Source organism: Streptomyces sp. NPDC005483, assembly GCF_040606035.1.
Lineage (GTDB): Bacteria > Actinomycetota > Actinomycetes > Streptomycetales > Streptomycetaceae > Streptomyces.
On sequence record NZ_JBEXEA010000050.1, the window covers coordinates 1 to 12,605 of the forward strand.

General features: G+C 68.1%; 7 protein-coding genes. 5 read left to right on the top strand and 2 right to left on the bottom strand.

All coding sequences use genetic code 11. From position 1 onward, the window contains the following. Positions 1 to 78: 78 nt before the first annotated feature. On the bottom strand, positions 79 to 915 hold the full coding sequence (locus ABZT06_RS45310) for an aldo/keto reductase (protein ID WP_355754573.1): 837 nt from the start codon (positions 913 to 915) through the stop codon (positions 79 to 81). Positions 916 to 1,213: 298 nt separating this feature from the next. Between ABZT06_RS45310 and ABZT06_RS45315 the strand changes: the two genes are divergently transcribed. The 5 genes from ABZT06_RS45315 to ABZT06_RS45335 are packed head-to-tail and all read left to right on the top strand — an operon-like array spanning position 1,214 to position 10,728. Continuing rightward, positions 1,214 to 2,392: a glycoside hydrolase family 88 protein gene (locus tag ABZT06_RS45315; RefSeq protein ID WP_355754576.1), complete on the top strand. Its 1,179-nt coding sequence runs from the start codon at positions 1,214 to 1,216 to the stop codon at positions 2,390 to 2,392. Positions 2,393 to 2,396: 4 nt separating this feature from the next. Further along, entirely contained in the window at positions 2,397 to 3,188 is a 792-nt protein-coding gene (locus ABZT06_RS45320) for a heparin lyase I family protein (protein ID WP_355754578.1), read from the top strand. 12 nt (positions 3,189 to 3,200) lie between these two features. Continuing rightward, positions 3,201 to 6,440, top strand: a complete 3,240-nt coding sequence (locus ABZT06_RS45325) for a glycosyl hydrolase family 28 protein (protein ID WP_355754580.1) — start codon at positions 3,201 to 3,203, stop codon at positions 6,438 to 6,440. After that, positions 6,437 to 8,686, top strand: a complete 2,250-nt coding sequence (locus tag ABZT06_RS45330) for an alpha-galactosidase (protein ID WP_355754583.1) — start codon at positions 6,437 to 6,439, stop codon at positions 8,684 to 8,686. The genes ABZT06_RS45325 and ABZT06_RS45330 overlap by 4 nt, the downstream gene beginning before the upstream one ends. Positions 8,687 to 8,697: 11 nt before the next feature. Then, positions 8,698 to 10,728: a PQQ-dependent sugar dehydrogenase gene (locus ABZT06_RS45335; protein ID WP_355754586.1), complete on the top strand. Its 2,031-nt coding sequence runs from the start codon at positions 8,698 to 8,700 to the stop codon at positions 10,726 to 10,728. A gap of 28 nt (positions 10,729 to 10,756) precedes the next feature. Here ABZT06_RS45335 and ABZT06_RS45340 read toward each other — a convergent pair whose 3' ends face one another. Then, entirely contained in the window at positions 10,757 to 12,583 is a 1,827-nt protein-coding gene (locus tag ABZT06_RS45340) for an AMP-dependent synthetase/ligase (RefSeq protein ID WP_355754589.1), read from the bottom strand. Between the last annotated feature and the right edge of the window lie 22 nt (positions 12,584 to 12,605).

Sequence of the window (12,605 nt, forward strand, 5' to 3'; positions counted from 1 at the left end):
GGGGCCGTTCCCCTAACCCCCCGGGCGGGGGGTGGGCCCCTTCGAAAGGGGCCCACCGCCGGCCGAACCGCTGTGCCGTCAGGCGGCGTTGAACGTCGACGGGTCCGGGCCGAGGCGCCGGTCCTCGTCGAGCGCGCTGATCGCCGCCAGGTCCTCGGTGTCCAGGCTGAAGTCGAAGACCTCGATGTTCTCCTTGATCCGGGACGGGGTCACGGACTTGGGGATCACGACGTTGCCGAGCTGGAGGTGCCAGCGCAGCACGACCTGGGCCGGGGTGCGGTCGTGCTTGCGGGCGATGGCCACGACGGCCGGGACCTCCAGGAGGCCCTTGCCGGAGCCGAGCGGCGACCAGGCCTCCGTGGCGATGCCCTGCTCCGCGTGGTACTCGCGGGCCGCGTGCTGCTGGAGGTGCGGGTGGAGCTCGATCTGGTCGACGGCCGGGACGACGGACGTCTCGGCGATCAGCCGCTCCAGGTGCTCGGGCTCGAAGTTGGAGACACCGATGGCCTTGATCCGGCCGTCGGCGTGGAGCTTCTCGAACGCCTTGTAGGTGTCGACGTACAGGTCGCGGGAGGGCGTGGGCCAGTGGATCAGGTACAGGTCCACGTAGTCCAGGCCGAGCTTCTCCAGCGAGGTGTCGAAGGCGCGCAGGGTCGAGTCGTAACCCTGGTCGCTGTTCCAGAGCTTGGTGGTGACGAAGATGTCCTCACGGGCCACTCCGGAGGCGGCGATGGCCTTTCCGGTGCCCTTTTCGTTGCCGTAGATCGCCGCTGTGTCGATGCTGCGGTACCCGGCCTCGAGTGCCGTGGCGACGGCGTGCTCGGCCTCGTCGTCCGGCACCTGCCAGACGCCGAAACCCAGCTGGGGCATCTCCACGCCGTTGTTGAGGATGATCGAGGGGACCTTGCTACTCACGAGCTCTTGATCCTTACGGTTGTCGTCAGGTGGTACTCCCATCGTCAACGATCACGAGCCGTGATGCATTCCTGACGGGGGAATACGTCCGAACTGACCCGCCGGTCAGCAGGCGATGGTCGAAGTTGGCCGGAAATGCATCCGACGTCTTCGGTACAGACCATTGACCGCTGACCCGACTGCCGCGACTCTGGATCGCGCCAACGAGCGGAATCCTGAACTCAGTTCATGTACATGAATTAGCGTTGGCTTTCATCCGATGTTTCCCGTGTCTCCTGACCCACGGAGAGGGAGGAACATGAGACGCCGTCGTCTGCGAACGGCACTGACGACCCTCGCACTCACCGCCGCGACCCTGGTCGCCCTGCCGGCGGCCGCACCCCCGGCCAACGGCCCCTCCACCGGCCCGGCCCCGGACCGGGACTGGTCCGTCGCCATGGTCGACTCCACCATGGCCCGCTACACGCCGAGCACCATCGGAGGCTGGTCCTACCCGGTCGGCCTGTATCTCTATGGCCAGTACCTCACCTACCGGCGCACGCACGACGCCCGCTACCTCACGTACATCAAGAGCTACGTCGACCGGTTCGTCGGTGCCGATGGCTCCATCGGCCAGTCGTTCAACAGCCTGGACAGCATGCAGGCCGGCCGGCTGCTGGTGATCCTCCACCACGAGACGGGCGAGGCCCGCTACCGCACGGCCGCGCGCAAGATCCTCGACCGCCTCGCCACCTACCCCCGCACGGACGACGGCGGTTTCTGGCACGCCGACACCGCGAGCCGGGCCCACCAACTCTGGGCGGACGGCGTCTACATGGTGAACCCGTTCCTCGTCGAGTACGGCGCAGAGTTCGGGGAGAGCGGCGACACGGGCGCCGAGGCGGTGCGGCAGCTCGCCGTCTACGGTGGCCACCTCCAGGTCGCGAACGGGCTGTTGAGGCACGCCTACGACGAGTCGAAGAGCGTGAGCTGGGCCGATCCGGAGACCGGGCTCGCCCCCGAGCACTGGTGCCGGGCCGTCGGCTGGTACTCCATGGCGATCGTCAACGTCCTCGACGCCGTCCCGGCGGACCAGCCCCGTCGTCCCCAACTCCTCGCGATCCTGCGGAAGCTGGCGGCAGGCCTCGAGAAGTACCAGGACCCGGCAACCGGCCGCTGGTTCCAGGTGATCGACAAGGGCGGGCGGAGCGACAACTGGACCGAGACGTCCTGCTCCAGCATGTTCACCTACGCCCTCTCGCGCGGCGCCGAGCGCGGTTATCTGGCCCCGCGCTACGCCGCCGTGGCCCGGCGCGGCTATCAGGGGGTCCTGGCGAAGCTGTCGGTCGGCTCCGACGGCCGTACCGAACTCGCCGACGTCTCGGTCGGCACGAACGTCGGCGACTACGCGTACTACGTCGCCCGCACCCGGGCCGTCAACGACTTCCACGGCCTGGGCGCCTTCCTGATCATGAACGAACAACTGCGAGGTGATTAGTGTCATGAGCACATCACGAAGGGGGCTGCTCGGCGCCGCGCTGGGCGGTGCCACGGCGGCGGCGGTCGGTCTGCCGCAGGCGACCACCGCCCACGCCGCCTCCTGGCAGCAGAAGTGGGCCCCGTCCGCGAGCGGCGACGGCCTGGGCGCCTTCGAGACGATCGAGGACGACCGCGCCGACTCGCACCCCGCCGGATCGCCGCACATCTACGCCACCGGCAACAACTGGCGCTTCGACATGCACACGGTCGACCGCGACACCTCCACCGACCGCCAGCGCCAGGAGGTCACCGGGCTGCGCAACGGCAGCGGCGGCGACTACCTGAAGTGGACGAAGGGCCAGACCTGGCGGCTCACCTACTCGATGTACATCCCGAGCTCCCTGAAGGCGACCACCACCTTCACCCACATCATGCAGATGAAGCAGCCCGGCAGCGGCACCTCGCCGATCGTCGTGCAGTCCCTGCGCCGGGTGAACGGCAAACAGACCATCGAGCTGAAGCTCGCCATCGACGACATCCTCGTCGGCCGCACCGACCTGGACCCGCTGCACGACAAATGGACCGACGTCGACTTCCAGATCAAGGTCGGCGACGGCTCGGCGGGTTCGGTCCGCTGGATCCTGAAGTCCGGCGGCTCGACCGTCATCGACGCTTCCAAGACCGGCGTCGACACCTTCCTGGCCGACCGCGTCCGCCCGAAGTGGGGCATCTACCGCTCCCTCGGCGACACCTCCGGCTCCCTCCAGAACACCTATCTGCTGCTGACCAATCTGCGCGGCTACCAACTCGTCTGAGGAGCCGTCACCTTGAAACCCCCCACTGATCCACGCGCTCGAGCGGCGGCGATCGTCCTCTTCGTCGTCGCCCTTGTCCTCGGACTCGGCCACCCGGCGTCCCCGGCCGCCCGGCAGGACCCGTCCCGAGCCGCCGCCGTCTTCGACGTACGCGACTACGGCGCCAAAGGCGACGGCTCCGCCAACGACACCCCCGCCGTCAACAAGGCGATCACCGCGGCGAGTTCGGCGGCGGGCGGCGGAGTCGTCCGCTTCCCGCCCGGTGACTACAAGTCGAAGAACACCATCCACATGAAGAGCCATGTGACGCTCCGGCTCGACAAGGGCGCCACCCTCCAGGGCTCCAGCGCCGACACCTACGACAAGGCCGAGTCCAATCCGTACGACGACTACCAGGACTACGGACACAGCCACTTCCGCGACGCGATGATCCACGGCGACCAGCTGACCGACATCGGCTTCGTCGGCGAGGGCGTCATCGACGGCATGGGCAACCTGATCACCGGCAACCCGAAGTCCGGCGAGGCCGACAAGATCATCTCCCTGACCCGGTGCGACGGCCTCACGATCGGTGACGGCCTCACACTCCGCCGCGGCGGCCACTTCGCGGCGCTCATCAACGGCTGCAAGAACGTGACGTCGGACCACCTGACCATCGACACCGCGAGCGACCGCGACGGCTGGAACATCATCTCCACGACGAACGTCACGGTGACCAACGCGAACATCAGGGCCAACGACGACGCCCTGGTCTTCAAGAGCGACTACGCGCTCGGCGCCAAACTCCCCAACGGCCACGTCCGCGTCAACGACAGCTTCCTGTCCGCCCGTTGCTGCAACGCCCTCATGTTCGGCTCGGAGACCTGCGGCGACTTCTCGGACTACCGGTTCGAGAACATCCGTATCGACGGAGCCGACAAGTCCGGCCTCGGCATGGTGTCGATGGACGGCGCGAAGATCTCCGACGTCCACTACCGCGACATCACGATGACGAACGTCCACTCGCCGATCATGCAGAAGATCGGCACGCGAAAGCGGTGCGGCAACAGTCCCGGGGTCGGCTCGATCAGCGACATCACGTACGACGACATCACGGCCACCGGCAGCAGCCCGTCCTTCAGTCCCACCCTGTGGGGTGAGACCGGCCACCGTATCAAGGGCGTGACCTTCAACAACGTCGACATCACGGTCCCGGGCGGCAACGGCACCATGTCCACCGGGGTGCCGGGCAACGACCCGAACGACTACAACCCCAAGGCCATCGGCACCCGCCCGGCCTACGGCTGGTACGTCCACAACGCCGACAACGTCCGGTTCACCGACAGCTCGGTCAAGTTCGCCGCGGACGACGGCCGGCCCGCGTTCATCGCCAACGCGGCCGACGGCATCCGGCTCACCCGGTTCACCGCGCAGAAGGGCTCCGGCTCCCCGTACGACGTCGGCCTCCAGGACACCTCCGGCGTCTGCCTGACGGGCAGTCACAACACCTCCGGCGGCGCCCTGCGGGTCTCGGGCAGCCAGGACTGCGGCAGTGCGGCGGTGAAGCCGCTCGACCTCGAGAACCCCCGCCAGGACTTCCTGCGCAACTCCGTCGGCGGCCTCTTCCTGCACTGGGGCCTGCGCACCGCACCGGCCCACACCAGCTGCACCGCCTGGGAGAACGACGTCACGAACGGTGGCTGGAGTCCCGACTACTGGGTGAAGGAGGCCCAGAAGCTGCACACCCAGTACCTCGTCCTCGCCAGCTTCCACAGCCGCCTCGGCTACGCCCGCCCCTGGCCCTCCAAGATCCCCGGATCCTGCTCCACCAAGCGGGACTTCCTCGGCGAGTTGATCACGGCCGCCAAGGCCAAGGGCATGAAGGTCATCCTCTACATGACCAACGACCCCCAGTGGCACGACGAGGGCGGCCACGAGTGGCTCGACTCGGCCGCGTACTCCTCCTACAAGGGCAAGGACGTCGACCTGACCACCAACGACGGCTTCGGGCAGTTCAGTTACGACAACTTCTTCGAGGTCATGGACCGCTATCCCGACCTCGGCGGCTTCTGGATCGACAACGACAGCTCCTACTGGGAGAGCCACGACCTCTACCAGCAGATCTACGACAAGCGCCCGAACTACACGCTCAGCAACAACAACGAAGACACGCCGATCATGGACATGATCAGCAATGAGCAGAAGACGGGCATGACCCCGGCCTACGACTATCCGCAGGCCGTCTACACCGCCCAACCCCGCCTGACCGAGGCGGACTTCAAGCTCCCGTCGACCGGTGCCTGGTGGTACGGCGGCACGGACCCCTCCGTCGACCGCGCGCTCACCCTCGGCCGCCTGATCACCAACGCGGGCTCCTCGGTGAAGGCGCTGATGGCGGAGACCGCCCAGGTCAACGGCACGTTCCCGGCCAACCAAGCCGCCTTCAACACCTTCGCCGACTCCTACCTCGACCCCATCTGGGAGTCCCTGCACGGCACCGAGGGCGGCGGTTACCTGTACGGCGGCCTCAAACCCGGCGCCTGGAACGACGGCGCCTACGGCGTCACGACCATCGCGAAGGGCGACGGCAACCGGCAGTACGTGCACGTCCTGACCCCGCCGAGCACCAGCACCCTGCGCGTCCGGGACAACGGCTACCGCATCGCCGCGGTCACCAACCTCCGTACCGGCAAGGCGGTTTCGTGGTCCCAGTCCGGAGGTGTGCTCTCCCTGACCGGACTCGGCACCTGGGACCCGTACGACACCGTCTTCAAGGTCACCACCGCCGGCCGCCAGGGCATCCTCACCGGCGTCAAGGTGAGCGCGAGCGCCTCGGCGAGCGGGCATACAGGCCAGGCCGCCGGTGACCGCGACTACCTCACCTACTGGGACAACAACAAGACGCTGCCCGTCAACCTCACCTTCGACCTCGGCTCGGCGAAGAAGGTGCAGTACATCGGCCTCAACCAGCGCGAGGACTCCGTCGCCTACGCCCGCTCGGACACCGAGCAGTCCGCGCGGATCAAGGACTACAAGGTGTACCTGAGCGACGACGGCTCGACCTGGGGGAGCGCGGTGAAGACCGGTCAGCTGCCAAGTCGCCGCGGAATCCAGGGCATTGACCTCACCGCCGCCAACGCCCGCTACATCCGCCTGGAGGTCGACACCACCTGGGCCGCCTCCACCGACACCACCCGCTACAAGCGACTGCGCATCGACGAGGCGTGGATCGGCACGTCGTACGCCACACCCGCGAACGGGGGACAGTCATGATCCGTATCAGATCGCTCACGGCCACGGTGGCGGGTGTGCTCCTCGCCGCGGCGGTGCCGCTCCTGGGCACCGCCCATCCAGCGGCCGCCTCCGACAACGGCCAGTCCGTCCGGCCCGCCATGGGCTGGTCCAGCTGGAGCTTCGTGCGCCGCACCCCGACCGAGGCGAAGATCAAGGCACAGGCCGACGCACTCGTCGCCAGTGGCCTCAAGGACCACGGCTTCGTGTACGTCAACCTCGACGACTTCTGGCAGAAGTGCGACTCCAACGGCTTCGTCGTCGACGACCACGGCCGCTGGACCGTCGACCCGGCCAAGTTCCCCGGCGGCATCAAGGCCCTGGCCGACTACGTCCACTCCAAGGGCCTGAAGTTCGGCTTCTACGTCACGCCCGGCATCGCGAAGAACGCCGTGCTGAAGAACACGCCGATCGAGGGAACCCCGTACCACGCCAAGGACATCGCGGACACCTCGAAGACCGAGAAGAACTACAACTGCAAGAACATGTACTACATCGACTACTCCAAGCCGGGCGCCCAGGAGTTCGTCAACTCCTGGGCCAAGCAGTTCGCTTCCTGGGGTGTCGACTACCTGAAGATCGACGGGGTGGGCAGTGCCGACATCCCCGACGTCCAGGCCTGGGACAAGGCACTCAGGGCGAGCGGACGGCCCATCAACTACGCGCTCTCCAACAACCTTCCGATCGCCGACGCCACCACCTGGCGCAAACTGGGCAACAGTTGGCGCACCCAGGGTGATGTGGAGTGCTACTGCGGCCCAGGCTCCAACGGCAGCGGCTATCCGCTCACCGACTGGTCCCACGTCTCCAAGCGCTTCGACGCGGCCGCCTCCTGGCAGCCGTACGCCGGACCGGGCGGCTGGAACGACCTGGACTCACTGGAGATCGGCAACGGTGACCAGGTGGGCCTGACCGCCGACCAGCGGCGCTCCCACTTCACCCTGTGGGCGATGGCGGCCTCGCCGCTGCTGCTCGGCACCGACCTCACCCAGCTCGACTCCGTCGACAAGGCGATGCTGACCAACGACCGGCTGATCGGCGTCGACCAGGACGGGGTCGCGGCCAAGCGGATCGTCAACAGCGGTGCGCGGCAGGTCTGGAGCAAGAAGGAGAGCGACGGCCAGTACGTCGTGGCCCTGTTCAACACCGGCACCTCGGGCAACGAGACGGTGAGCGTGAACTGGTCGCAGGCCGGCTTCACCGGCTCCGGTGACGTCACCGACCTGTGGTCCGGCGCGCACAAGGGCGTGATCGCGAACTCCTACAGCGCGACCCTGCGCCCGGGCGAGACCCGGCTCATCAGGGTCAAGCCCGTCAACTCCCTGAAGACTGCGGCGGCTTCACCGGGCATGGCCGTCGCCCCCTACGAGTACCTCGGCTGGGGCAGCCCCCAGAACCCCACGGCCGTGATGTCGGCGACCGGCGTCAAGTGGTTCACCCTCGCCTTCATCCTCTCCGACGGCACCTGCAACCCGAAGTGGGACGGCTCCCGCCCGCTCACCGGCGGCGACGACCAGGCGAAGATCAACGCGATCAGAGGGGCCGGCGGGGACGTGATGGTCTCCGTCGGCGGCTGGAGCGGCGCGAAGCTCGGCGAGAAGTGCTCCAGCGCCTCGGCGCTCGCCGGCGCGTACCAGAAGGTGATCAACGCCTACCAGCTGAAGGCCCTCGACATCGACATCGAGAACACCGAGTGGTCCAACGCGACCGTACGGCAGCGGGTCGTCGACGCGCTCAAGACGGTCAAGGCGAACAACCCGGGCCTGAAGACCGTCATCACCTTCGGCACCACGACCAGCGGCCCCGACTCCACCGGCGTCGACATGATCAAGCGGGCCGCCAACTCGGGCCTGGCGAACGACGTCTGGTGCATCATGCCGTTCGATTTCGGCGGCGGCACCACGAACATGGGCACCCTCACCACGCAGGCCATGGAAGGCCTCAAGGCTCGCGTCAAGTCGGCCTACGGCTACGGCGACACCGCCGCCTACGCCCACATCGGCCTGTCGTCGATGAACGGAAAGACCGACGACTCCGGTGAACGCGTCCGCGTCGCCGACTTCAAGACCATGCTCGCCTACGCCCAGCAGCACCACATCGGGCGCCTCACCTACTGGTCCGTCAACCGCGACCGCCCCTGCGGCTCGGGCACCGACGGCGACTCCTGCAGCGGCGTGACGCAGCAGCCCTACGACTACCTCAAGGTCTTCACCCAGTACACGGGCTGAAGGGAACATCCGTGAAAATCAACAGACTTCTGCCCTACGGCCTCGTCGCCGCCCTCGCCCTGCCGCTCGCCGGCCTGAGCCAGGGCACCGCGCTCGCGGCCACCGACTACCAGGCCGAGGACGCGACCGTCGTGCAGGGCACGGTGGCCACCAACCACACCGGTTACACGGGCACCGGCTTCGTCGACTACACCAACGTCGAGGGCTCGTACGTGGAGTTCACGGTGAGCGCGGCCTCGGCGGGCACCACGTCCGTCACCTTCCGCTACGCCAACGGGACCGCGACCGACCGGCCCATGGACATCTCCGTGAACGGCACGGTCGTGTCGCCCGCCGTCTCCTTCCCGGCCACCGCCGACTGGAACACCTGGGCCACCAAGACCGTCGACGTCCCGCTCACGGCGGGCTCCGCCAAGATCCGCGCGACCGCCACCACCGCCGCCGGAGGCCCCAACCTCGACCGCATCGGCGTCGACGCGGCCACCGACTCCCAGGCCCCGAGCCGCCCCGGGCAGCCCAGCTGCTCCGACATCGGCGAAAACGGGCTCACGCTGGCCTGGGGCGGCGCCACCGACAACGTGGGCGTGACGGCGTACGACCTCTACGAACACGGCAACAAGATCGGTGAGGCGCCCGGCGGTTCGACCAGCAAGGCGCTCACCGGCCTCACTCCCGGTACCACCTACAACCTCACCGTCATCGCCCGCGACGCGGCCGGCAACACATCCCCGGCGAGCCCCGTCGTCGACTGCACCACCAGACCCAGCTCCGACACCACCCCGCCGACCAAGCCCGGCACCCTGTCCGCGGCGGACGTCACGGCCAACAGCGCCGCACTGAGCTGGGGCGCCTCCACCGACGACCGGGCGGTCGCCGGGTACGACGTGCGCAGTGACACCACCGTCTACAAGTCCGTCACCACCGGCACCTCGACCACGCTGACCGGTCTGGCCTGCAACAGCCCGTACAGCTTGAACGTCGTCGCCCGCGACGCGGCCGGCAACGTCTCCCAGCCGAGCAACACGGTCACCTTCACCACCAAGGCCTGCGCCACCGACGGCGGCGTCCCCTCCTCCGTCTCCACCCTCTCCTCCGGCTGGACCATCCCCTGGGGCATCTTCTGGATGCCCGACGGCAAGACCGCACTCGTCACCGAGCGGGACGACTTCCGGGTCTGGAAGGTCACCAAGGACGGCACGAAGACGCAGGTGGGCACCGTCCCGAACGCCGTCACGACCAATGGTGAGGGCGGACTGCTCGGCGTCGCCGCCGACCCGAAGTGGGAGACGAACCACTACGTCTACTTCATGCACACCGCGTCCGAGGGCAACCGGGTGGTCCGCATGACGTACGACGGGACCGCTCTGAGTGACTACAAGGTCCTCCTCCAGGGCATCAAGAAGAACCGCTACCACAACGGCGGCCGCCTCGCCTTCGGCCCCGACGGCTACCTCTATGTCTCCACCGGCGAGGCCCAGACACCGGACCTGGCACAGGACAAGAACTCCCTCAACGGCAAGATCCTGCGCATGACGACGGACGGAAAAGCGGCCCCGGGCAATCCGTTCGGCAACTACGTCTACAGCCTCGGCCACCGCAACCCGCAGGGCCTCGCCTTCGACCGCAACGGCCGCCTGTGGGAAGCCGAGTTCGGCAACAGCTCCAAGGACGAACTGAACCTGATCAAACCCGGCGCCAACTACGGCTGGCCGACCTGCGAGGGCACCTGCTCCACCGCCGGGATGACCAACCCGAAGGCCACCTGGAACGTCTCGGAGGCATCGCCCAGCGGCATCGCGATCGTGCGCAACGTCGTCTACATGGCCTCCCTGCGCGGCGAGCGGCTGTGGCGGATCCCGATCAACGGAGACAACGAGAGCGTCGGCACGCCGACCGCGTACTACGTGGGCACCTACGGCCGGCTGCGCACGGTCACCAAGGTGCCGGGCGCCGACCAGCTGTGGCTGTCCACCACCAACTGCGACAACAACGGAGGAGCGGCGGACGGATCGGACAAGATCTTTCGCGTGACCATCGGCTGACAGGCCGCCGGACCGGGCCTGAGAGGCGTCAGGCCCGGTACAGCGCCTCGACCTCGCCCGCGTACGCCGTCTCGATCGCCTTGCGCTTGAGCTTCAGCGACGGGGTCAGCAGTCCGTGCTCCTCGGTGAAGGGCTGCGCCAGGATGCGGAACGTGCGGATCGACTCGGCCTGCGAGACCAGGGTGTTGGCGGCCACCACGGCGCGCCGCACCTCGGTCTCCAGGTCGGCGTCGCGCACCAGCTGCGCCGGGGACATCCGGGGCTTGTCGCGCATCCCCAGCCAGTGCTCCACGGCCTCCTGGTCGAGGGTGACCAGGGCGGCGATGTAGGGCCGGTCGTTGCCCACGACGATGCACTGCGAGACCAGCGGATGGTCACGCACCCGCTCCTCCAGCACGCCGGGGGAGACGCTCTTGCCGCCGGAGGTGACGAGGATCTCCTTCTTGCGGCCGGTGATGGTGAGATAGCCGTCCTCGTCCAGGGAGCCGAGGTCACCGGTGGCGAGCCAGCCGTCGTGCAGGGTCTCGTCGGTGGCCTTCTCGTTGTTGAGATAGCCCTGGAAGATGTTGGCGCCGTGCAGCCAGATCTCGCCGTCGTCCGCGATGTGCACGGTCATGCCGGGGATCGGCTGGCCGACCGTGCCGTAGCGGGTGCGCTCGGGCGGGTTCGCGGTGGCGGCCGCCGTCGTCTCGGTGAGGCCGTAACCCTCGTAGATGTGGACGCCCGCGCCGGCGAAGAACAGCCCCAGCTTGCGGTCCATGGCCGAGCCGCCGGTCATCGCGTGCCGGATCCGGCCGCCCATCGCCGCCCGCAGCTTGGAGTAGACGAGCTTGTCGAAGAGCTGGTGCTGCATCCGCAGCCCCGCCGACGGGCCGGGACCGATACCCCAGGCCTTGGCCTCCATCGCTTCGGCGTACTTCACCGCCACGTCGACGGCCTTCTCGAACGGCCCGGCCTTGCCCTCCTTCTCGGCCTTGCGGCGGGAGGCGTTGAAGACCTTCTCGAAGATGTACGGCACCCCGAGGAAGAACGTCGGCTTGAAGGCCGCGAGGTCCGGCAGCAGGGCGGCCGCGTTCATCTGCGGCTGGTGACCGAAGCGGACCCCGCCGCGGATCGCGGCGACCTGCACCATCCGGCCGAAGACGTGCGCCAGCGGCAGGAACAGCAGGGTGGCCGCCTCGTCGCCCTTCTTGGAGTGGAACACCGGCTCCCAGCGCTCGATGACGGTGTCCGCCTCGTACATGAAGTTGCCGTGGGTGATCACACAGCCCTTGGGGCGACCGGTGGTGCCCGAGGTGTAGATGATCGTCGCGACCGAGTCCGGGGTCACGGCCTGCCGGTGGCGGTGCACCACCTCGTCCTCGATGGCGGCGCCGGCGTCGTACAGCTCCCGCACCGCGCCGGAGTCCAGCTGCCACAGCCGGTGCAGCTGGGGGAGCCGGTCGATGACGGTGGCGATCGTCATCGCGTGGTCCTCGTGCTCCACGATCGCGGCCGTGCACTCGGCGTCGTACAGCGCCCAGAAGCACTGCTCGGCGGAGGACGTGGGGTAGACCGGCACCACCTGGGCGCCGATCGTCCACAGGGCGAAGTCGAACAGGGTCCACTCGTAGCGGGTGCGGGACATGATCGCGACCCGGTCACCGAAGCGGATGCCCTGGGCGAGCAGGCCCTTGGCGAGCGCCATGACCTCGTCGCGGAACTCCGCGGACGTCACGTCCCGCCACTGTTCGTTCTCGTCCTTGCGGCCGAGGGCGATGTGCACGGGATCGTTCTGGGCATGCTCGAAGACGACGTCGGCCAGTCCGCCCACGGGGGGTGCCAACGCCAACGGAGGGTTGGTGAACTCGCGCAAACCCCGCTCCCCGCTCTCCCTG

Coding starts and splice junctions, on each gene's coding strand:
- ABZT06_RS45315 (WP_355754576.1), top strand. CDS start 1,214: ATGAGACGCCGTCGTCTGCGAACGGCACTGACGACCCTCGCACTCACC.
- ABZT06_RS45320 (WP_355754578.1), top strand. CDS start 2,397: ATGAGCACATCACGAAGGGGGCTGCTCGGCGCCGCGCTGGGCGGTGCC.
- ABZT06_RS45330 (WP_355754583.1), top strand. CDS start 6,437: ATGATCCGTATCAGATCGCTCACGGCCACGGTGGCGGGTGTGCTCCTC.